Raw genomic sequence first — 21409 nt, forward strand, 5'->3', positions numbered from 1 at the left:
CCGCTTTCTGAGGCTAACAGAAGGCGGGGTTTTGGTATGAATTTACAATAAATTACAGTGATTTGCTGATAATCGCAGCGAACTGCTCCAAAAATTGCCGCTCCTCATGATCGAAGCGTCCTTTCAGCGGACTGTCGATGTCGAGCACGCCAAACAGCTCCCCATTTTTGATGAGCGGAACCACGATTTCGCTGTTGGATGCCGCATCACAGGCAATATGTCCCGGAAATTCATGCACATCATCCACAACGATCGTTCTGCGCTCGCCGGCTGCCGTTCCGCATACGCCGCGGTTTAGCGGAATGCGGATGCAGGCGGGAAGCCCTTGAAAAGGGCCAAGCACAAGCTCTTGTCCGTCGTAAAGATAGAAGCCAACCCAATTGATATCCGGCAAAAAGCTGTTGAGCAGCGCCGAAGCATTGGCCAAATTGGCGATGGAGCTGGGTTCATCATGGATGAGCGCTTTCAGTTGTTCCAGAACGGCTACGAACTGCTCGCTCCGGTTTCCTTCATAAGGAAGTGCTTGAAACATCATACTCCACCCTTTCATTTTTACCGATGGTTAATAATTTTAGATAGTATACAGGAATGACTTCCGAGTCAAGAAAAAGATGTGTTTTTTTTTATATGTAGATATAAATACATCATGTAACAGGGGATGGAAAAATCCCATCCTTGTTAATAAAACAACAACCCCTGGGATAAATACCCAGGGGTTGTTTCTCAAGCATTGGGGGCTTCCGTCAGCGGCAGGCCGACACAATCATTTTCTTCCGGCCATTTACGCTCCAAGGCGGGTTCCGGGGCTTCCGACGGGCCGACGCAGCCGGAAAGAACCTCCCTGACAAACTCCTGTACCGATTTTTTATACAAAAGGGGGTCAGCGTCGAGCGCAAAACCGTGCGTGGCGCCCTCGACCAGCAGCAGCCGCTTGGGACCGGTTGCGGCCGCAAACAATTCCTCGCTCATTTCGGGCGGAATGTAATGGTCTTTGGTTCCGTGTATAAACATGAGCGGAATGCTGCTTTTTTGTACGGACCGGAGCGGGCTGACCTGACTTAGAGTAAAGCCGATCCTTCGGCGCAGTCTTTTATCGACCAACGGAAGAAACAGGGCCGCCGGGATATGATTTAGCTTCTGTATCTGGTGATGCATCAGGCGGGTCAGGTCCGAATAAGGACAGTCGGCGATGACGAACTTGACTTCCGGGCCCGATAGCGGCAAATATTCCAGTACCGTGCTTCCGCCAAGGGAAACGCCGTGCAGGCCAATCATAAGATTGCCGCCATAATTGTCTTTAAGGTATTGGATCCACGCTGCGACGTCATGCTTTTCGTGATAGCCGTATGTCGTATATTTGCCCTCGCTTTTTCCGTGACGGCGCTGGTCAATGAGCAGCAGGTTAAACCCTTCCTCGCGGAATATTTCCATAAATGGGATGGACGCAGGCAGGGAAGTCGTATATCCATGCACGAGAATCACCCATTTTGGCGAATCATGCCGGGCTTTGACTACGACTCCGCTTAACCGGAGACCGTCATGGCTTTGAATCTGGACATCCTCTTTGGGCAATGGATCAAAAAAATCCCGCAGCCGGGCGCCGGCGCGCTCCAACGCTTCGAAGGTTTGCTGATGGCTCAGCGCTTTCATCTGGGTCATTTGTACGAATGCGTATTGGGTAATGCATGCGGCCGCAAGCGCGGCAAAAGCTGCAATGAGAGCGGCAATCCACCATTCCATATCATTTATCCCCCTTGCCGGAAACGAAATCAGTAGGGCATAGTATATGCCGAAATATCCGAATTTAACCGCCGCATCGAAGCAATGAACACAAATATGAACCCGTTTTGTAATGGATTAATGCGGGCACAAGCAAAGAGGGGCAAATTCTCTACAGAAGATCCATTTTAGAAAATTGAATCCGGGGGAAACTTCATCTCACGAAGCTGAAAGCTTTTTGAAAAAATTGCACCGGAAGCATGTATTCTGTTCGTCTAGGTCTCTCTAACGAAACTACAGAGTGCTATTGCCGCAAAAAACAAGAGCAAATGAAATCTAACGAAACTATAGATCGTTATTAGGGATAAAATCAGGCTTGCAGGCACTTATTTAGCTTAATAGCGATACCCTGTTTCGTTAAGATTTCAAAAAGACCTTTTTGTAGCGAATAGCGCTCTCACGTTTCGTTAGAGATGAACATGATCCAAAAAGCGGCTTGCAATATATGGATCGAATCGATTTAGTTCGACTATATATTGTTCTCGGGAGCGCCTGGGATCTTTCGCACCGCGCGCAGCTCACAGCGCGCGGTGCTTCGCTGCATGACGGCAGTCGGTTGAACTACATGAATTTCGCGAAATCCTAATTTTGTATAAATTCCGAAGAATTCGTCAAAATGCGTTCGAATGCGGGCGATCTCTCTTGCTGGATATAGCCTTTCAAAGAGTAAGATGCTAGAATAAAGTAGATGAGATGTGCTTTGTTGCAAGCGATTAGGAGAAAAACCAAAAAGACCATGCCAAGGCGCCTCAAACTTTAACGTAAAGAGAGGAGAGGGTTGGCAATCCATGAAAGCAAAGAAAAAGCCGGTGAATAAAGTTGCACAGCGGCAGGCTGAACGCCAGCAGCAGGAGAAGCGCATGAAGAGGGGAATCTGGATTACGGGTGCGTGCATCGTAGTGTTGGTGGCGCTGCTGCTGTTCTTGAAGCCGGGCTCTACAACCAAGGAAAACTTTGATTACAGCTCAATGCCTGTGCTGGGCAACCCGGAAGCACCGATCAAAATCGTGGAGATGGGCGACTATAAATGTCCAAGCTGCCAGTATTTCACGCAGGGAGTTTTACCGAATCTGAAGAAGGATTTCATTGATACCGGCAAGGTCGCGCTGTATTCCATGAATTATCTGATCATCAGCCCGGAAGCGGATTCCAATACCGCCGCACTGGCTGCGATGTCCGTATTCCATCAGAATAAGGACGAGTTCTGGAAATACAACGAAGCGATATTCAAAAACCAGGGCGATGAAACCAAGGAATGGGCAACGCCTGATTTTCTGGTAAACTTGGCCCGCACCGAGAATATCAAAGTCGATTATGACAAGCTGCGCAAGGATATCGATGAAAAAACCTATCAAAAGGAAATTGACAGCCAAAACAAAACCGCGGTGGATTTGCATGTCATGAGTACGCCGACCTTGTTCATCAACGGGGAAAAAGCAGAGGATCAGGCACCGATGGACTATAACGTATTAAAGCCGATCATCGAGAAGAAGCTGGCTAAATAAAAGTAACAATGTCATTTGCCGGATCAATCCTGAAATAAGAGGAGTTTTCGCGATGGAAAGCAATCGTTTCTTGGCGTCGATCCGCCCGTATGCCCTGTACCTGGCATGGATTGTGTCCATCGTGGCTACGGGCGCAAGCTTGTACTTAAGCGAAGTCTTGCATTATCTGCCATGTAATCTTTGCTGGTTTCAGCGGATTTTTATGTATCCGCAGGTGATTCTGCTCGGAATCGCAAGCTATAAAAACGACCGCAAAATCATCCCTTATGCCGTCACGCTTAGCGTCATCGGAGGCTGCATCTCGATCTATCATTATGCGGAGCAGAAAATTCCGGCGCTGGCCAAAGCGCTTCCTTGCACCGCCGGAATTCCTTGCAATTTTGATTACCTGAACTGGTTCGGGTTTATCACGATTCCGTTGATGGCGTTGATCGCTTCTATCCTGATTATCGTCCTGCTGCTCGCCGGTCGCGAAACCAAGGAAGAAGTTCATGAGGCATAATTGGCAAATAGACACGGCGCTTGTTCCGTCTGGCCTTACGGCCGGGCTTATATGGGACAAGCGCTTTTGAACGTTTATAATCGATTTGTACAGCTTGATTTGTTCGCGACTTGAGGTGTACAGTGTATTGTGATTTTGTGCGTAAGGAGGGACAGCATGCCGTACAGTTGCGAAGGGGAGATCCCCGCGCTTGAGGGGGAGCGAGTGAAACTGCGCCGGCTCACTTCACGCGATGCGGACGAGATGTTCCGCTGTTGGTCGGATCCGGAGGTAAGACGTTATGCCGATCTTCCCGGGATGCCGGATGCGGCTTCCGCTGCCGAAATGATACGAATACTGAACAGCCTGTCACTGACCGACGACGGTTTGCGATGGGGAATTGAGGATGCGGCGGGCAAGCTGATCGGAAGCTGCGGCATAAATTGGTGGCAGCTTGAAGGGGCATACCGCGGGGAGATTGGATGCGAGCTGTCCAGCCCCCATTGGGGCTGCGGATATATGAGCGAAGCCGTGAGTTTGGTGGTCGAGTATGCTTTTGAGGAGATGGGTCTGAACCGGATTGAAGCGTTGACCGACCCGCGGAACGAACGCGCCGGGCGGCTGTTTCAAGCCCTCGGATTTATGCTGGAAGGGCGGCTGAGACAGTATCGCCATACGGACAAAGGTTTTGTGGATGCGGATATGTATGCGCTGCTGCGCCATGAATGGGAGAAATCCCGAAAGCTGCAGGCTGAGGGTAACGGACGGGAGGAATAAGATGATTGCATACCAAAAACAACAGTCGCATTTGCACCGGATTGATCCGCTCAGCAAGCTGGTGCTGCTGTTTTGCATTGCGCTGCTGGTCATGAGGCTGCATTCTTCATTGGGGCAGGTATTGCTATTGTGTACCGTTGCGTGTATGGCCAGGTGGGCTGCCGGAATGCCCTGGAAGAAGCAGGCGAAGGCGCTTGCCGTCGTGGCCGGATTTGCGGTACCGTATTTTCTTGTGACGCTGCTGACCGTCCCCGGTGGACAGGTGCTCGCGCAGTGGGGGCCGCTGCGGTTTACGCTTGAGGCTTTGGATACGGCGGGTTCGGTGACGCTGCGGATGTTTACGGTGTTTCTATCCTCATATGTATTTATGTTTACGACAGACCCGCGCGACATGGTTGTATCACTGACGCTAAGGCTGCGCATTCCTTACCGTTTCGCTTTTGGTTTGTCGATGGCGCTGACCTTTTTGCCTTTGCTTCAGGAAGAAGGGAGAAGCATTTCGGCGGCCCATCAGGTTAGAGGCCAAGGAAAGCCGGACGGAATACGGGGGAAACTGGAGTGGGGCCGGACATTTGCGGCTGCGGTGATGCATAACAGCCTTAGACGGATCCAGCAGACTGCCGGGGCTATGGAGGCCAAAGGTTTTGGCGCTTATCCGGACCGGACGTTCCTGCGGACGGCAATGCCTGTGGGGAAAGGGAGGATCATCGCCATCATGGCGGTCGCGTTAACGGCAGGGTTGTGGTGGTATACTCAGAATGTTAACCTTTGATTTATTTCTGGTTGACGGTTAATGGGGAAACATGCAAAATAACAGGGAGAGCTTCAACGGAAGATTGAGAGACGGAAGACAGATGTTGTCTTTCGCCTTCCGTTGGTTCATCCCTTTTTTAATTATATAATTTATGAGTTTTTTGGTGTCCCCGCGAGAGTATTTGGAATAAGCATCGAAGCTTAGGCTTCCCTTTGTGGGGTTATTTTGAAATCGGGTCCCCGCAAAATAAACCGAATAAGCTTCAAAAGCAACGTCCCTTTATGGGGATATTTCACTGTTTAGGAGTTGACATGAGATGGAAACCTTATCACAATCAAAGAGACGTAATCTTTCGTTCACCACGCTGGATATTGTGCTTATGGCAATGCTGGCTACAGCCAATGCTGTAATGACTTTTTATTTGACTTATATCAATAAAATGCTGAACAGTCTGGGCGGCCCTGTAGCGACATCAACCATCGTCGGGGTGTATATGGTTTACGGCCTGCTTGCCTATTATATTATCCGCAAGCCCGGCACGGCAGCCATTACCTATGGAATCGGCGGAGCCATCCAGTGTTTTGTGGGGACGACTTACGGGATCGCCTCCGCAATTGTGGCGGCGCTGTGCTACATAGTGGTGGCGGAAGCCGTGTTTGCGCTTACGCGTTATAAACGATGGGGCATGGGCATGATGATGTTTGCCGGAGGAGCGATGGTTCCTTTGTGGTTTGTGTGCGCAGCCAATATGTTTGGCTATACGGCGTGGAGCTGGCAGGTGCTTGCGGTCACGCTGGTCATGCGTCTCTTGAGCGGTATCGTTTTATGCGGTGTGTTGACCAAGATGCTCGGAGACATGCTTCAGCGGAGCGGACTTCTGCGGCGTTTTGCCATCGGAAGGAAGGAAGCGGAGCATGCCCCGACTATCCATTAAATGTACGAATCTAACTTATTATTATGATGACGAGCGGGGACCCGCGCTGCAAGGGCTGGACCTGTCCATTCCGGAAGGGGAATGGACGGCGGTCATCGGCCCGGGCGGCAGCGGCAAGTCCACGCTGTGCCAGCTGCTGAGCGGATATTTGCCGCGCAGCGGCGGAGGCAAGAGGGAAGGCGGATTGGAACTGGGCGGAATCGATCCGGCGACGGCGGAAATCGCCGAGATTGCAGAGCGGTGCGGGTTGGTCTTCCAAGACCCCGATGCGCAGCTTGTGCAAGGGACCCCGCAGGACGAGGCGGCCTTCGGCCCGGAGAACCTGCGGGTGCCGCCGCCGGAAATCGAGCGGCGGGTAGAGGAGGCGTTGGCGGCGGTGAATCTGGAGCAGCGCCGCCACTCGCCCGTGCGCGAGCTGTCCGGCGGGCAGCGCCAGCGCACGGCCATAGCCGCGGTGTTGGCGCTGCGCCCCCGCATCGTCGTATTCGACGATGCGTCGGCAAGCCTGGACCCCGCGGCGCAGGGGCAGTTCGTGCAGCTGTGCCGCAAGCTGCACGCCGAAGGCCGGACGCTGATCACCGCGTCCGGCCGGTTTGACGATGCCGCGCGCTCTGCGGAGCGCGTCATCGTCCTGGCCGGCGGCCGCGTCCTGCTGGACGGGCCGCCGCAGGAGCTGCTGCGCAAGGGCCGGGGCCTGCTTGCGCAGCTCGGGCTGCTGCCCCCATGGGAGGGGGCAGCCAAGGCCGGTCCCGGCCTCGCGGCGGGACCGGCGGTGCCGGCGGCGTCAGCGCACATGACGCCGCCCGGGGCTGCCGCCGATTCCGGCAGCCTGCTTGCGGTTGACCGGCTGAGCTTCGCCTATGCCGGCGCCCCCTTAGCGCTTCATGAGACTAGCTTCGCCATGAAGCCGGGGGAATGGGGCATTATAACCGGGGAGAACGGCTCCGGGAAAACGACGCTGACCCGTCTTTTGATGGGACTGCTGCCGGTGCCCATCGGCGCGGTTTTCTGGCAGGGCCAGGATATGGCCGGATGGAGGGTTAGGCAGCGCGCCGCTAAGATCGGGTATGTTTTTCAGCAGCCGGAGCATCAGTTTGTTGCCCATACGGTGTGGGATGAGCTGATATACGGACTCGGCCGGAAAAAGGGGCGGGGCAGGGAACTGGATTCCAGCGAGCGCGAAAGGGCCGAAAGCCTGCTCCTAATGGCGGGCCTCGAAGGCCGGCGCGGTGCATCCCCTTATTTGCTCAGCCAGGGAGAGAAGAAGCTGCTCAGCATCATCGCCCAGTTTGTACATCCGAAGTCATTATACATTCTGGATGAACCGACGTCTGGCATCGATTATGGGGCGGCGGACAAAATTCTTCGGCTTTGCAGGGAACAGGCGGCTTGCGGCGCTGCCGTGCTCATGATCACGCATGATCCCGCACTCGTAGAAGGAGAAGCTTCATTTATGCTGAAGCTGTACAGGCATAAACCTGCCGAATACCGGAGACTTGCTTCCGTGTAATTTTATAAGTTGAACTAAAGAAAAGCCAGGGAATAGGCAAAGAGGGTTGAAAATTTATTGACGCGATGTTGACGGCACAAAGGACGCATTGCGGTGTCGCACAACACTCTAAAGAACGCATTGCAGTGCCGCACAACACTCGAAAGAACGTATTGCAGTGTCACACAACACTATATAGGACGCATTGCAGTGTCACACAACACTATATAGGACGCATTGCAGTGTCACACAACACTATATAGGACGCATTGCAGTGTTGCACAACACTCTAACGGACACAGCAGCCGCTATTGTTGGCAATTTCGACCATTATGGTTTCTAACGGACACAGATGCTGCTATTTAGTGGAAAAGCCTGCTTTCGATGTGTTTTTGGGCATTTAAGCGCTGTGGTGTCCGTTAAAATTTAAAAACGGCTGTTTTTAGCCATTTAGCGGTCGTGGTGTCCGTTAGAATCATAAGCGTATGCTTTGTGAGCGGATTTCGACCATGAATGGATACTTCATAGAAATCTGGGAACAACAGCGATCGAAAGAACATTTCACCTGGCTGCCTCCATCTGTACCATCATTGGTGCAACTCATTTAGAATCATAAGCGTATGCTTTGTGAGCGGACTTCGACCATGGATGGATACTTCATAGAAATCTGGGAACAACAGCGATCGAAAGAACATTTCACCTGGCTGCCTCCATCTGTACCATCATTGGTGCAATTCATTTAGAATCATAAGCGTATGCTTTGTGAGCGGATTTCGACCATGAATGGATACTTCATAGAAATCTGGGAACAACAGCGATCGAAAGAACATTTCACTGGCTGCCTCCATCTGTACCATCATTGGTTCAACTCATTTAGAATCGTAGGAGTATGCTTTGTGAGCGGATTTCGACCATGAATGGATACTTCATAGAAATCTGGGAACAACAGCGATCGAAAGAACATTTCACTGGCTGCCTCCATCTGTACCATCATTGGTTCAACTCATTTAGAATCGTAGGAGTATGCTTTGTGAGCGGATTTCGACCATGAATGGATACTTCATAGAAATCTGGGAACAACAGCGATCAAAAAGAACATTTCACCCGATTTCCTTCATCCCTGCATAATCAATGGTTCAACTTATATAGAGCCCGGGCTTGAAAGGCCGCTGCATGATGGCAGCAAGGCCGCTTTCTACCTCCTGGGGGTATATGTTTCGTTATATGACCTTCCTATTTCGTCATCTGGAAAGGAATCCGAATAGCTGTGAATTCTGGTGTTCAACAATCACAACGTAAATTTATTCTGATCGGAATTTTGGTGTCGACTTTTCTGTCGGCGATTGAAGGAACGGTGACCGGGCCTGCCGGTCCGGCCATCATCAGCAGTTTTGGCGGCATGAAGCTGCTAAGCTGGATTTTTACGGCCTTTTTGCTGACCATGGCCGTCTCGACTCCGATTTTTGGCAAAGTGAGCGACTTGTATGGCCGCAAGCCTGTATTTCAAATCGGTTCGGCCCTGTTTCTAATCGGTTCGCTGCTCTGCAGCTTTTCGCAAAGCATGGAACAGCTTATTATATTCCGCGCCATTCAGGGGATAGGCGCCGGAGCCATCGTTCCGGTGACCTTCACCATTATCGGCGATGTATACCGGATCGAGGAACGCGCCAAAATTCAAGGCATGATCAGTTCGGTGTGGGGGATTTCCTCGCTGATCGGACCGCTCGTGGGCGGTTATTTTGTGGATTATTTGAACTGGCGCTGGATTTTTGGTTTTAACGTTCCGTTTGGCCTCGTATCCATGTGGCTGATCGCCCGTTATTTGCACGAAAACCGGGATCAGCGGGAGAAGACGCAAGTCGATGTGGCCGGTGCAGGGACTTTTACTCTGGGGATGACGGCTCTGCTGTTTGCCCTGGCCACCGGCGGCCAATATTTCAGCTGGAGTTCGCCGCTTTTGCTTGGCTGCTTCATTCTGGCGGCTGTTTGTCTCAGCGCCTTTATCTTTATCGAAAACCGTGCAGCCGAGCCGATGCTGCCTTTAAAGCTGTTCCGGATCCGCGATATTTCGGTATCCACGGTAGCCAGCTTTTTGACCAGCGCGCTGCTGATCGGTTTAACTACCTATACGCCGCTTTGGATTCAAGGGGTCATGGGTAAAAACGCCACGATGTCCGGCTTGACGATGGCGCCGATGTCGATCGGCTGGCTGTTTGGCTCCGTCCTTGGCAGCCGGCTTATCCTGACGGCCGGCTCGCGCAAGACAAGCGCCGTCGGTCTCGTTGGCATCGTGCTTGGCGCCCTTGGACTCGCATTTATTACGGGTTCGACGCCGCATTATGTTTTGCTGATTTACACGTTTATCTATGGATTGGGTTTTGGCTATTCGACCACAGTCTTTACGATCATCGCCCAGTCCTCCGTCGGTTATTCGCTCAGGGGTGCTTCCACTGCGCTAAATACCTTCGTGCGTTCCTTGGGGCAGACGGTTGGCGTTGCTGTATTGGGATCTTGGATCAATCTCAGCATCGCAAGCCGGATTGCCCGTCAGCCGGGGCTTGAACACGTCAAACAGGACGAAATTAACCAGCTCCTGTCTCCGGAAGGAAGCAAAAACATGCCGGGAGAGCTGTGGAACCAGCTGAAGCATATTCTGGAGGGGAGCCTTCATTCGCTGTACGTGATTATGGCGGTAATTGCGGTGGTCAGCTTGATTTCCGTGTTGGCGCTGCGGAATACAGTGCCTTCACCGGATGAAGATGCCGAATCGGAAAAAGCTTGAGAAGCCGACTTCCGGCATCATAAATACAACAAAAGGGCACCCGGGATCATGAATCCCAAAGGGGTGCCCTTTTGATTTCGAATATTATCCTAGCCATGACGATCATGTTATTTGCGCAGTGAAGGTGTCAGCCGTTCTGCCTGCATGCCCAGTTTTTTCAGCAAGCCGATCAGCTCAAACTTTTCATCATCGTTTAATCCGCTGAAAGCATGATGAATCCGTTCTGTATATTTTGGATATAAATCGCTCATCAATGCTTCGCCTTCCGGCGTCAGTTCCGCATAAATCACGCGCCGGTCGTTCGGACAAGGTCTGCGGTGGATGAATCCGCGTTCCTCCAGTTTGTCAATCACATAAGTGACGTTGCCGCTTTGCAAAAGAAGCTTGGAGCCGATTTGTTGTATAGGCTGCGAGCCTTTGTAGTATAGCACTTCCATAACGGCAAAAGCTGTCGGATTAAAACCTTCGATTTTGCTGCTGATGACGGCGTGTTCGTTTATGCTTTTAAAGCTTTTTGCGAACACCCGATACAGGTGCAGAGATAACTGGGCATCACGTTCGTGTGCTTGAATCATGATTATTCCCGCCTTTATATGGTCATTTAGGCACCATCAAAAAAACAATACCACTCGATTTGCCGAAAGTAGTGCAAAAACGGGCATTTTCCGTGCAAATCTGATTCGCTATTTTTTTGTTCGCGCCTTACTGCCGCATTCCTGGAAGAATACCGGACTTATGCAGTATGGATTGTAGGATATGGATGAGACCTGCAAGCGCTTAGATCGACCGCCGCCCGCCGTATTTGTATCATCCACATTTTGTATTCTTATCATAGCGCTTGGCCCAAATGAAAAACATGTGATTTGTCACATTTGAAACATTCAAATTTGTAGTAATTTTTTCATGCTGCTTTTTGCCTATATGGGCCGTCCCGCGTGGGGAGAACGGGATCTTTGCGGCTAAATTGAAAGCGGTACCGTCGATAGATGGCGGGCTGGTCAAAACAGAGCGTATACAAGTGATCCGGACATTGCACTTTACCGCGAAATAAAGAGTATTGTAAAGTTTATAATGCAGGTTCTTCCTTCCGGTTGTATTCCCCGGTTGTGCCAGGGGGTTGAGGATGGAACAGTTCATACTTTAACAAGGGGTTGTTGATATGGAAACAGGAAGCGCCGAAACCGCGCTGTTGAGCGTATATATTGAAGAAGCCGGATACGAGGAAAAACATCCGCGCATCCGCGAGATAGCTTTTCAAGTCGAGCCCGGTGAGCTGCTCGGATTAATTGGCCCGAACGGGGCCGGCAAAAGCACAACCATCAAAACGCTGCTTGGTCTTTTGAAGCATGCCAAAACTCAGGTTCATTTCGGCGGGAAATCGGGACGGTACGCATACATACCGGAGCAGCCGGTTTATCATGACGATTTGACGCTGTGGGAGCATATGGATTTGGCGGCAGCCGTGTACGGTTTGGAATATGGAACCTTTACTGCGGAGGCGAATAGACTTCTTCGGCAGTTTGGGATGGAAGAGGTCAAGAATGATCTTCCCGGCGGGTTTTCCAAAGGGATGAAACAGAAAATGATGCTGATGCTGGGGTTCTTGAGCGGACCGGATGTTTATATCGTGGACGAGCCTTTTATCGGCCTAGACCCGCGTGCAACCAAAGATTTTTTAAAGCTGCTCGACGAGGAGCGCAGCCGTGGGGCAGCCGTGCTGATGTCCACACATGTGCTTGATACGGCGGAGAAAATTTGCGATCGGTTCATCATGATTTCCGGGGGGAGAATGGTGGCGGAAGGAAGCCTGGCGGATATCCGTGCAAAAGCGGGGCTGGCTGAGGCTTCGCTGTTTGATTGCTTCGATGTGCTCGCTTGAGCGTATGATTAGCGCATTTATTTCAATTATGGAGTAAGGAAGGATAAGGTCATGGCAGGCAATGATAAAGATTATTTGTTTGAAGGTCCGGGAAGTCTGTTCCGGCGGCGGTTATGGAGCTATTTCAAAGAAACGGCAGCCATCCTGCGTTCCGTAGCGGACGACTGGACGGTGTTCGTATATATCCTGATCCCGGGGCTTCTGCTCGGAGGACGATTGTATTACGGGTTATGGAAAGAACCGCTTCCGGACTTAGCAAGCAGGATTCCTTTTGCTGCGATACCCTTGCTGCTCTTGGCGGTTGCCTCTGCAGGAGGCGTTATCCTGCTGATCCGGGAAGCGGATGTATTGTTTCTCGTTCAACGCAAAAGATGGGTTAGGGGGATTATGCTTCGGGGCGGCTTGTACAGTATGGCCGCAGCGGCTTTGAAAACCTCGTTCGTTTTTCTGATCTTGCTGCCTTTTCTCATCAGGCAGTTCCACGAAAGCGGCAGGTTTGCAGGCAGCATGCTGGCATTTACCATCGCTTTTGAATGGGTTCAAATGTGGCTGAAGCATCTTGTTAAGGTGCAAACAAGCGGATGGCGGAGATGGCTGCTCTACATTCCGTTCGCCATCATGCCCGCTTCCTTGTATCTGGCCTTTATGCTTGTTTTTAAATCGAGGCCAGTAGTTTTGCTCATCGGTACGCTGGTGCTAGCAGTATTTGTTGTGGTCCTGCTTCGAATGCGGCTGCGGCTCCGCGGAACCTTTATGAACGACGCCCAGGAGGATTTGGCGCGAAGAACCCGTTTGACGGCGATTGTACTCAGCCAAACCATAGACAAACCGCGGCGCGTCCGTAGGAAAACCTGGATTTTCCGCCGTTCCCGCCCGCTTTTCCGTTCGGTTCAGCCATCCAAGCGAATCGCGGGAACGATGATTAAAGCGCTGCTGCGCCATCCGGGACAGCGGTCGCTGTATTTGCGGTTTGCGGTGGTGAGCCTGCCGGTATTTTTCCTGCCCATGCCTTCAAGCGTCCGGGTTGTCGTGTATGCCGCGCTGCATTTGCTGCTTGTATATTGGCTGTTTCTGCAATGGTTCAGCTTCAAGGGAGATCCCTTTGTTTCGCTGCTGCCTTGGCCGGATGACCAAAGCATTCAGGCAAGCATGATCGCCGTCCAGACGCTGCTTTTTCCATACGCGGTTATCGTCTCGGCACTTATGCTGTTCAATTCGGGTATGGCGACGGGAATTGCGGCCGCCGGATTCATTCCGCTTGCAGCGGGCGTCACGTGGGTAGTTCCTCAAGTAATACGCATGTTCATGCTAAATAAAAAGTACTAATTTCCGATTTGCGCTGCGTGCATTCCCGCCGTATATCCTGTAGAGAAGGCGGCGGTAATGTTGTAGCCGCCGGTATAGCCGTGAATATCGAGGACTTCGCCGCAGAAGAAGAGACCCGGCATCAGCTTGGACTCCATTGTCTTCGGATTGATCTCCTTCAAGTTCACGCCGCCGCCGGTTACAAAAGCCTCCTCGATCGATTTGGTGCCGTGCACCCGAATGACGAATTTTTTCAGCATGTCTACAAAAGCCAGCCACTGCTGTTTCGGCAGGTGGGCGAAAGTGGCGTCGCCGTCTAGTCCGGCCCGTTGCATAAGCAGCGGCAGCATGCGTTCAGGAACGAAAACCTTGAGTACGTTTTTGATCGCTTTTTTCGGTTCTGCCGCAAGTCCTTCCCTCAGCATCCGGTCGAGCTCCTGAAGCGGCAGATCGGGGAACATGTCCACCGCCATCTCCACTTCATCGACTTTGAACTTGCGTTTAACCTGGCGGATAAATTGGCTGCAGCGCAGGGCGATCGGGCCCGAGAGACCGAAATGGGTAAAAATCATGTCCCCGCGGTGTCCGATCAGCTTTTTCCCTTTCGGCGTCCATACGGATAGTTCGACATCGCGAAGCGACAAACCTTGAAGCTCTTTGGAAGCGATCCAGCTTTCGCGCGAGACGATGGGAACTTCCGTAGGATACAGCTCGGTAATCGTATGTCCTGCGGCTTGCGCCCATGGATAACCGTCTCCGGTTGAGCCGGTATGCGGCACCGATTTGCCGCCTGTCGCAACGATGACCGCAGGCGCTTTGTAAGTTTGGCCTGAAACGAGCTTAACGCCCGCAACCCGTTCCTCTGCGTATACAACTTCCGCCACAGGCGAGTCGGTTTTGATGTCCACGCCCAATCTGCGCACTTCCCCGATCAACGTGTTTACCACGCTCGCCGCTTTATCGCTGACCGGAAACATCCTTCCGTTATCCTCTTCTTTCAGGGCGATGCCCAGGCCTTCAAAAAAGTCCATGATATCGCGGTTGTTAAAATGCTGAAATGGGCTGTACAGAAATCGTCCATTGCCCGGAATATGAGCGATCAGCTCTTCGGTATCCTTCGCATTGGTCACATTGCAGCGTCCGCCTCCGGAAATGCCGAGCTTGCGCCCAAGCTTATTTCCTTTATCGAGCAGCAGCACGGCTGCTCCGTTTTTGGCTGCCGCAATGCTGGCCATCAGTCCGGCGGAGCCGCCCCCAATGACAATGACATCATATAACTTCACGTTGTTCTCTCCTTAACGTTCCATGCTTAATCCTGGATTTTTATTGTACCTTTTTAGGATATATAAGGGTATATTGTAATATAGTGTAGGCTGTGATTTAATTTACGTGTATGGATCATAAATCTGAATTTCAATCGTTCTTGGATACAAGCTTTTTTCAAGTTTCCATTTGAATTTATTTTGTCGCTATTTCCTGCAGAATCAGATATGCCCGTAATCTTCCTAGTGAATGGATCTGTACATGCCGCCCGGACGGGGAGGAGGGATTTGCGATCATTTATGCGCTGAAAAACATTATAACACAGGTGCTCATGGCGGGTTCCTTTGCATTTTTGTTTCCGCTAAGTCTGGACAAGTACGTTCGTGCACTCAGGCGCAAGCGGAAGCTCGGATCCACCGGATTCGAAGTTATTATTATTATATCCAGTGCTTTGAGTATTCTGATGTGCTCGGTATTCTCCACCACGCTGTTTCAGTTAATTCCTCTTAATTTGGGGATTCTGCCGCTGTTTATCGGCATGCTGTACGGGGGATACAAAAGCGGTCTTCCTTTGGCGGGGCTGTATCTGCTGTGCGATTTTTATTTTAATGAAAAATGGTCTTTTTCCGGAATCGTCATACATACCGGTTTGCTGTTTTATCCGCTCCTGGTTTGGATGTCCCCCAATTTCCGGAAGGGCACACTAACCGATAAAATCAATAAGCTGTGGATGTGCCTCCTTCCAGCCATGCTGCTCATTTGCGCATCCCCGATTATCGAAAATCCAGGGATGACGCTTACCGATGCAGGTCAACTGCTGATGACTTTATTTTATATGATGGTTAGCGTTTTTTCCGGCGGAGCCCTTATCTATGTCATTGAATTCGCTCTGGAAAAGCTGCTGCTGAAGGAACAGATCAAAGGCATCTCCGAGAAATACCTCCGGGAGGAGGAGAAACTGCAGCAGGTCATGGATGTGGCTCCGCTGTGCATGGTTTCAGTGGACAATAACGGCTGCGTGACGAGCATCAATGAAATGATGATGAATCTATTTAAAAACCGAAGGCCGGAGCTGACTAAACACGATATATTGGGCCAGCCGCTGGAAATGTTCGTTGAATTGAGTGAAAAGGAATACATAAGCAACAGGGTTGCCCAGGCGTTAAAGGGCGTTAAGATGAATAATGAACTGATCCGGATCGGTTCGCAAATTCATTATACAAGCACATCTCCACTCACCAACAGCTTTACCGGAGAAATTCTCGGAGCGGTTCTGGTGATTCAGGATATTACGGAGTTGGAACAGCTGAGGAGCGAGCTCGGAAATGTGGAAAGGCTTAGTCTGGTCGGACAAATGGCAGCCAGCATTACCCATGAAATCCGTAACCCGATGGCGGTGGTCCGCGGCTTCCTCCAGCTTATGAAGGAAAAGAGCCCGGATTCGCTGGATCATTATTACAGAATCGTGATGGAAGAGCTTGATCGCGCAAACGGTATCATTAATGATTTTCTGTCGCTGGCGCAAAACCGGATTACCGAAAAAGAGCAATGCCATCTCCATCAAATTATCAATGATCTCAGTCCGCTGCTGTGGGCAGATGCGAATTTGCGGGGGCAAACGATCGAGCTGGTCATGGACGAACGGGTGCCGAAGCTGAACCTGAATGCCAAAGAAATCAAGCAGATGCTCCTGAACCTGGCCCGCAACGGAATGGAGGCGATGAATGAAAAGGGGAAACTCACCATCCAAACCCGCCTGAAGGAAAACCAGGGTGCAGTGGAACTCATCGTCCGGGATACCGGCATCGGCATGTCTCCAAGCTTCCGGGAGCGTTTGTTTGAACCTTTTTTTACAACCAAAGCCAAAGGAACGGGACTCGGTCTTGCGCTTTGTTTAAGCATTGTGGAGAGGCATGGGGGGAAAATCGAGGTCGAATCGGAGGAAGGACAGGGGACGACGTTTATCATCCGCTTTCCGTTTGCCGAATCCTAATGCAGAAGGAGCGGCAAGCGCTTTCGCATACGGCAATATCTTGATTTAACATCTTTTGAATGTATAATATTAATTATTGATGCAATAAGGCGAGATCAAGAAAATAGTGAATCAGATTTGCACGGAGTTATTACTGCTTTCGGCAATTCCAATGGTCTATTATTTTTTGATCGTGCCTGAGTCTTGATATTTTTGCGAATTAGGGAGTGATCAGAAATGTCCATGTCTTTTGACAGATATATGAAAGATATGATTCAGCCAATGAGGGATGAGCTTACCCGGATCGGGATCAAGGAGCTCAGAACGCCGGAAGAAGTAGAATTGCATTTGCCGGATGCGCCGGGCACAACGCTGGTTGTGATCAACTCGGTATGCGGATGCGCGGCAGGACAATGCCGTCCAGGCGTAGCGCTGGCGCTGCAAAACGACTTGGTGCCTGACAATTTGTTTACGGTATTTGCCGGACAGGATAAGGAAGCAACGGCCAAAGCCAGAGAATATTTTGCTCCATATCCGCCTTCTTCTCCTTCCATCGCTTTGTTGAAGGACGGGGAGCTCGTTCATTTCATCGAACGCCATCAGATCGAAGACCATTCCGCTCAGGAAATCGCCGATGATCTTATTGAAGCATTTAACCGTATTTGCAGCTAATACACATAGCGGCTGATAGCTGCTAATAGCAGCTCGATAAGCTGCATGTTAGTCTGCCGAGCTCATTGTGCCGCCCTCAGGTGTAGAAAAATTGCATAAGTGCAGTTTTTATCGCGTGAAGCGGCCTCTTAAGTAAAAAACCTGCAAAAGTGCAGGTTTTTTTGCTTTTTTATCCATTTTAGGCGACTGATCGAGGAAATAAGTGCATTTTCGCAGCAATTTCTCATCCATGTACGAAAAAATATGAAAAAGGATGCACTTTTGCAGGCTTATGCCACTTGCGGATAACGGTCACAAACTACGGATTGCATATTGCGGATGACGGTCACAAGCTATGGATTGCATATTACGGATAACGGTCACAAGCTATGGATTGCATAATACGGATGACGAATCACAGACTGTGGATTGCATATTGCGGATAACGGATCACAACGACCCATTATTGACTGCGGATTTGGCGAATAACGAATTTCGAAAGGTACCGCATGAATTACCGCAATAGGCAGCCGGATAGATTTTACTATATGCGCGCACTAGGCTCTCAAGGCCAGCGCATCCTCTCGAAAACACTTTTCACAGTGTCCATTCAACTTATACCCACGATTTAGAAGCACCCGCCGGCTGCTTCCAAGCGGCATCCCTTTTCAAGCTAACAATGAGCCATACGCAGTGCAGCAGCAAAACCCCGAGAATAACGTAATCCCATACAGAAACCGAGCGGCCGTCTTGGCCAAGAAATTGCAGCAAATTATGTATGAAGTGATAGGCGATCAGCGGAATGATGTTTTTATTTTTTAAGATCAGAAGGGATAAAGCCGCGCCAGTAAGGAGGGCATATACAAGTTGTACAACCGTATTCTCGATGCTCTGCCCGGATAAGAGGTTAAGGACATGAGTGACAGAGAACAGCAAACTGGAGATGGCAACGGCTGTGACGGCGCTTTTTTTCCGGAGAAGAATATGCAGGATCAGTCCCCGGTATACTGTTTCTTCCACAAAACCGACCATCAGGGTGAAAAATACAAAGAAGAGCGCCTCACGGAGCGTAAAAGCTCTAAATCCATTGAAAGCGATGCAGGCCAGCACCAGCAGGAGCGGGAGATAATACATCCAGCCCTGCACGGGAATGTGGGAAATAGGGCGAAAACCGTAACGTTTCCAGCTTTTTTTCCATGTCAGACAGACAATCAACACAAGCGAGACTGGAATAAACGCGATCAGCACAGGAGCCGTATAGTCCAGCTCTTGAATGGTGGCATAGGCTCCGGCGATAAACATGGCTGCAACAAGCAGCAGCTCGATGATCACGACGCTCAGGATCGGACGGTTTTCTGTGAACGGGATTCTGCCGATGCTTTCTTTAATTTGGTTTTTATTCATGATTTGAAGCAGCTCCTTTAAGCAATCGCTCGATATATTCTTTTTCCATATTAAAAAAATGCTTGCCGTAAGATAACACAGACACTCTAAAATAATGGTTCTCCGGATTCGGAATTTGCGACAGTTCGCCCTCGACGACCTCTTCGACGGCCTGCAGACGCCCGATTTCCTGATTTAATTTCTCTTGATATTCCCCCAAGCGGAGGTTACGGGTCGGTTCATCCAGATAGTCGTAGAAAAAAACCTTTAACAGGAACTCATTGCGGCTGTGCTCGAGAGGTTCTTTTAACCAAAGAAGGAAGCTGCTGCGGCCTGCCGGCAGGAGGGAGTAGATTTTTTTATTTTTGGTGCTGCCCTCTTCTTCGGTTACTGATACCCATTTTTTGTCGGCAAGACGCTTTAATGCGGGATATAAACTGCCGAAGCTTGCTTTGTAAAACAGGCCTACGGACATGTCGATCGTTTTCTTCATTTCATAACCGCTCATGTCTCCTTCCATAAGCAGTCCTAAAATAATGTATTCCAACATACGTTCCACCTCTTATATGTATCGTTTCGATATATCGTATCGATATATGTAATGTAGCGGATTCGACTTCAATAGTCAACTGAATTTGCGAAATTTTCTGGAAAACTTCGAATTAAATGTTGCGAGCATAACTCGCATCCTGAAAGGTCTCCTGATACAATAAGGTTTGAATGTTTTTGGGAAGGATGGTGTGGTTCATTGATTCACGGAATCGGGCATGACGTGCTGGAAATCAGACGGCTTTCGCTTCTGCTGAACGGACAGCTCGGGCACCGGTTTATGGAGCGGGTACTCACGTCTAGTGAACGGGAGGAAGCCAGAAAAAGAGGCGGGAAGCTGACGGAATTCGTTGCCGGCCGTTTCGCTGCGAAAGAGGCGATTTCCAAGGCTTTCGGCTGCGGAATCGGCAGCATTATCAGCTTTGGCGATATGGAGATTTTGCCGGATTCCATGGGCAGACCGGTGCCTGTCTTAAGCGAAGGAGCCTGGGAACGTCTGAGGCTTCCGGGAGAACCGGAGTATGTCATTCATTTGTCCATATCACATCAGACGGAGCTCGCTTCGGCATTTGCCGTCGTTGAAAGAAAAGCTTAGCGTTGTTGGGAGAGAAGAAAGCCGGAAGGATTTGAAGCATAAATATGAATCAAACAAATCAAAAAGAATTTTTCAGCGCTCATTTGCTGGATTGGTATACAGAGAACAAAAGGGATCTGCCTTGGCGCCGCCACCGCAATCCCTACTATATATGGGTATCGGAGATCATGCTGCAGCAGACGCGCGTGGATACGGTTATTCCGTATTTTCAGCGTTTTATCGAGCAGTTCCCTACCGTCGAGGACTTGGCGGATGCGCCAGAACAGGAAGTGCTGAAATGCTGGGAGGGACTCGGCTATTATTCGCGCGCCAGAAACCTTCAAGCGGCTGCCAAGCAGGTGAAGGAGCAGCATGGCGGACAAGTTCCCGACGACAAGGCGTCCGTGTTTGCTTTAAAGGGAGTGGGCCCTTATACGGCCGGGGCGATTCTCAGCATTGCCTTCAATAAGCCGGAGCCGGCGGTGGATGGCAATGTAATGCGCGTGCTGTCCCGGTATTTTTTGATCGAAGAAGATATTATGAAAGGAAGCACGCGGGCGAATATGGAACGTCTGGTTGTGGAGCTGATTCCTGAAAGCCGGGCTTCCGATTTCAATCAGGCGCTGATGGAACTCGGAGCGCTCGTATGTACGCCCAAATCGCCGCATTGCTTGACCTGTCCGGTTATGGAGCACTGCGCCGCCCGCATCGAAGGGGTGGAGGAGTCGCTGCCGGTGAAGACCAAAGCCAAACCGCCCCGCCCGGAATACCGCGTAGTGGCTTTGGTGGAGGGGACAGGCGCAAATGCCGGCAAAGTGCTGATCCGCCAGCGTCCGCAAGTTGGCCTGCTCGCCAAAATGTGGGAGCTGCCGCATGTGCAGGTGCCGCAGAACCGGAGTGGGCAAATCCCGGATGAACAGGCGATGGATATTTTGGCCGGGGTTTTATTGGAGGAAGGCGTGGCTGCAAGGCCGGAGGCGTATATGTTGGATGCCGAGCATACGTTCAGCCATATCCATTGGAACCTCAAAGTCTACCGGTGCCGTGAAGAGGAGCAGCTTTTGGCGGCCGAAACCAAGGAGGCCTACCAGCTCAGCCATCCGGAACCTGAAGAGGACATGCAGGGCGCTGTGCTTCGTTGGATTGGCGAAGAGGATATGGCGCTGTATGCTTTCCCGAACGTGTTCTTGAAAATACTCCGGGAATACTTCAAAAAGCACTAGGTGTGACCGGTTGTTTACTCGATGCTTAGGGAAGGAAACTTCTTTCGGCCTGTCAATACATGTCAATAGATCAAAGAGATAATCACAACTATAAAAGGAGCTGCCCCGG

Annotated in this window: 19 protein-coding genes; 13 read left to right on the forward strand and 6 right to left on the reverse strand. The window is 50.7% G+C overall.

From position 1 onward, the window contains the following. Positions 1-52: 52 nt before the first annotated feature. Positions 53-532, reverse strand: coding sequence for a GAF domain-containing protein (locus L6442_RS03865; protein ID WP_212980302.1), 480 nt, complete (start codon positions 530-532; stop codon positions 53-55). Between the two features lie 191 nt (positions 533-723). Then, positions 724-1740: an alpha/beta hydrolase gene (locus L6442_RS03870; protein ID WP_212980271.1), complete on the reverse strand. Its 1017-nt coding sequence runs from the start codon at positions 1738-1740 to the stop codon at positions 724-726. An 827-nt stretch (positions 1741-2567) separates the two neighbouring features. Here L6442_RS03870 and L6442_RS03875 point away from each other — a divergent pair. From L6442_RS03875 to L6442_RS03905, 7 genes are all read left to right on the forward strand, one after another. Then, positions 2568-3284 (forward strand): DsbA family protein, encoded by a 717-nt coding sequence (locus tag L6442_RS03875; RefSeq protein WP_212980270.1) that lies wholly within the window; start codon positions 2568-2570, stop codon positions 3282-3284. Between the two features lie 52 nt (positions 3285-3336). Continuing rightward, complete coding sequence (locus L6442_RS03880; protein WP_194233558.1) at positions 3337-3786, forward strand: disulfide oxidoreductase; 450 nt, start codon at positions 3337-3339, stop codon at positions 3784-3786. A 156-nt stretch (positions 3787-3942) separates the two neighbouring features. Further along, positions 3943-4542, forward strand: a complete 600-nt coding sequence (locus L6442_RS03885; protein ID WP_212980269.1) for a GNAT family N-acetyltransferase — start codon at positions 3943-3945, stop codon at positions 4540-4542. A gap of 1 nt (position 4543) precedes the next feature. Then, positions 4544-5314: an energy-coupling factor transporter transmembrane component T family protein gene (locus tag L6442_RS03890; protein ID WP_212980268.1), complete on the forward strand. Its 771-nt coding sequence runs from the start codon at positions 4544-4546 to the stop codon at positions 5312-5314. Positions 5315-5612: 298 nt separating this feature from the next. Beyond that, entirely contained in the window at positions 5613-6230 is a 618-nt protein-coding gene (locus L6442_RS03895; RefSeq protein WP_194233555.1) for an ECF transporter S component, read from the forward strand. Next, positions 6211-7740 carry an ABC transporter ATP-binding protein gene (locus tag L6442_RS03900; RefSeq protein WP_212980267.1) on the forward strand — a complete coding sequence of 510 codons (1530 nt, stop codon included), beginning with the start codon at positions 6211-6213 and terminating at the stop codon, positions 7738-7740. Before L6442_RS03895 ends, L6442_RS03900 begins: the two co-directional genes overlap by 20 nt. A 1246-nt stretch (positions 7741-8986) precedes the next feature. Beyond that, positions 8987-10501 (forward strand): MDR family MFS transporter, encoded by a 1515-nt coding sequence (locus L6442_RS03905; protein WP_212980266.1) that lies wholly within the window; start codon positions 8987-8989, stop codon positions 10499-10501. A gap of 107 nt (positions 10502-10608) precedes the next feature. Here the strand turns inward: L6442_RS03905 and L6442_RS03910 are convergent, their stop codons facing one another. Next, on the reverse strand, positions 10609-11076 hold the full coding sequence (locus L6442_RS03910) for a MarR family winged helix-turn-helix transcriptional regulator (protein WP_212980265.1): 468 nt from the start codon (positions 11074-11076) through the stop codon (positions 10609-10611). A gap of 584 nt (positions 11077-11660) precedes the next feature. Between L6442_RS03910 and L6442_RS03915 the strand changes: the two genes are divergently transcribed. Together L6442_RS03915 and L6442_RS03920 are read left to right on the forward strand one after the other, a co-directional pair. After that, complete coding sequence (locus L6442_RS03915) at positions 11661-12380, forward strand: ABC transporter ATP-binding protein (protein WP_212980264.1); 720 nt, start codon at positions 11661-11663, stop codon at positions 12378-12380. Between the two features lie 51 nt (positions 12381-12431). Beyond that, positions 12432-13706 (forward strand): ABC transporter permease, encoded by a 1275-nt coding sequence (locus L6442_RS03920; protein WP_212980263.1) that lies wholly within the window; start codon positions 12432-12434, stop codon positions 13704-13706. On the opposite strand, the gene L6442_RS03925 is transcribed toward L6442_RS03920, so the two are convergent. Beyond that, positions 13703-14920: a BaiN/RdsA family NAD(P)/FAD-dependent oxidoreductase gene (locus tag L6442_RS03925; RefSeq protein WP_373871842.1), complete on the reverse strand. Its 1218-nt coding sequence runs from the start codon at positions 14918-14920 to the stop codon at positions 13703-13705. The two genes, L6442_RS03920 and L6442_RS03925, sit on opposite strands and share 4 nt — an antisense overlap. A gap of 359 nt (positions 14921-15279) precedes the next feature. On the opposite strand from L6442_RS03925, the gene L6442_RS03930 reads away from it, so the two are divergent. Next, positions 15280-16941 carry a two-component system sensor histidine kinase NtrB gene (locus L6442_RS03930; protein WP_228101332.1) on the forward strand — a complete coding sequence of 554 codons (1662 nt, stop codon included), beginning with the start codon at positions 15280-15282 and terminating at the stop codon, positions 16939-16941. A 216-nt stretch (positions 16942-17157) separates the two neighbouring features. Beyond that, positions 17158-17592 carry a BrxA/BrxB family bacilliredoxin gene (locus L6442_RS03935; protein ID WP_212980261.1) on the forward strand — a complete coding sequence of 145 codons (435 nt, stop codon included), beginning with the start codon at positions 17158-17160 and terminating at the stop codon, positions 17590-17592. A gap of 594 nt (positions 17593-18186) precedes the next feature. On the opposite strand, the gene L6442_RS03940 is transcribed toward L6442_RS03935, so the two are convergent. Together L6442_RS03940 and L6442_RS03945 are read right to left on the reverse strand one after the other, a co-directional pair. Continuing rightward, entirely contained in the window at positions 18187-18975 is a 789-nt protein-coding gene (locus L6442_RS03940) for a CPBP family intramembrane glutamic endopeptidase (RefSeq protein WP_212980260.1), read from the reverse strand. Beyond that, a complete protein-coding gene (locus L6442_RS03945) occupies positions 18968-19504 on the reverse strand; it encodes a PadR family transcriptional regulator (RefSeq protein WP_212980259.1) in 537 nt (178 codons plus the stop codon). Before L6442_RS03945 ends, L6442_RS03940 begins: the two co-directional genes overlap by 8 nt. Before the next feature lie 198 nt (positions 19505-19702). On the opposite strand from L6442_RS03945, the gene acpS reads away from it, so the two are divergent. After that, entirely contained in the window at positions 19703-20098 is a 396-nt protein-coding gene (gene acpS / locus L6442_RS03950) for a holo-ACP synthase (RefSeq protein ID WP_212980258.1), read from the forward strand. A 44-nt stretch (positions 20099-20142) separates the two neighbouring features. Continuing rightward, a complete protein-coding gene (mutY, locus tag L6442_RS03955; RefSeq protein WP_212980257.1) occupies positions 20143-21300 on the forward strand; it encodes an A/G-specific adenine glycosylase in 1158 nt (385 codons plus the stop codon). Positions 21301-21409: the final 109 nt, after the last annotated feature.

The sequence above is a fragment of the Paenibacillus azoreducens genome, from assembly GCF_021654775.1.
Lineage (GTDB): Bacteria > Bacillota > Bacilli > Paenibacillales > Paenibacillaceae > Paenibacillus_AQ > Paenibacillus_AQ azoreducens.

Coding starts and splice junctions, on each gene's coding strand:
- L6442_RS03865 (WP_212980302.1), bottom strand. CDS start 532: ATGTTTCAAGCACTTCCTTATGAAGGAAACCGGAGCGAGCAGTTCGTA.
- L6442_RS03870 (WP_212980271.1), bottom strand. CDS start 1,740: ATGGAATGGTGGATTGCCGCTCTCATTGCAGCTTTTGCCGCGCTTGCG.
- L6442_RS03875 (WP_212980270.1), top strand. CDS start 2,568: ATGAAAGCAAAGAAAAAGCCGGTGAATAAAGTTGCACAGCGGCAGGCT.
- L6442_RS03880 (WP_194233558.1), top strand. CDS start 3,337: ATGGAAAGCAATCGTTTCTTGGCGTCGATCCGCCCGTATGCCCTGTAC.
- L6442_RS03885 (WP_212980269.1), top strand. CDS start 3,943: ATGCCGTACAGTTGCGAAGGGGAGATCCCCGCGCTTGAGGGGGAGCGA.
- L6442_RS03890 (WP_212980268.1), top strand. CDS start 4,544: ATGATTGCATACCAAAAACAACAGTCGCATTTGCACCGGATTGATCCG.
- L6442_RS03895 (WP_194233555.1), top strand. CDS start 5,613: ATGGAAACCTTATCACAATCAAAGAGACGTAATCTTTCGTTCACCACG.
- L6442_RS03900 (WP_212980267.1), top strand. CDS start 6,211: ATGCCCCGACTATCCATTAAATGTACGAATCTAACTTATTATTATGAT.
- L6442_RS03910 (WP_212980265.1), bottom strand. CDS start 11,076: ATGATTCAAGCACACGAACGTGATGCCCAGTTATCTCTGCACCTGTAT.
- L6442_RS03915 (WP_212980264.1), top strand. CDS start 11,661: ATGGAAACAGGAAGCGCCGAAACCGCGCTGTTGAGCGTATATATTGAA.
- L6442_RS03920 (WP_212980263.1), top strand. CDS start 12,432: ATGGCAGGCAATGATAAAGATTATTTGTTTGAAGGTCCGGGAAGTCTG.
- L6442_RS03925 (WP_373871842.1), bottom strand. CDS start 14,920: ATGGCCAGCATTGCGGCAGCCAAAAACGGAGCAGCCGTGCTGCTGCTC.
- L6442_RS03930 (WP_228101332.1), top strand. CDS start 15,280: ATGGCGGGTTCCTTTGCATTTTTGTTTCCGCTAAGTCTGGACAAGTAC.
- L6442_RS03935 (WP_212980261.1), top strand. CDS start 17,158: ATGTCCATGTCTTTTGACAGATATATGAAAGATATGATTCAGCCAATG.
- L6442_RS03940 (WP_212980260.1), bottom strand. CDS start 18,975: ATGAATAAAAACCAAATTAAAGAAAGCATCGGCAGAATCCCGTTCACA.
- L6442_RS03945 (WP_212980259.1), bottom strand. CDS start 19,504: ATGTTGGAATACATTATTTTAGGACTGCTTATGGAAGGAGACATGAGC.
- mutY (WP_212980257.1), top strand. CDS start 20,143: ATGAATCAAACAAATCAAAAAGAATTTTTCAGCGCTCATTTGCTGGAT.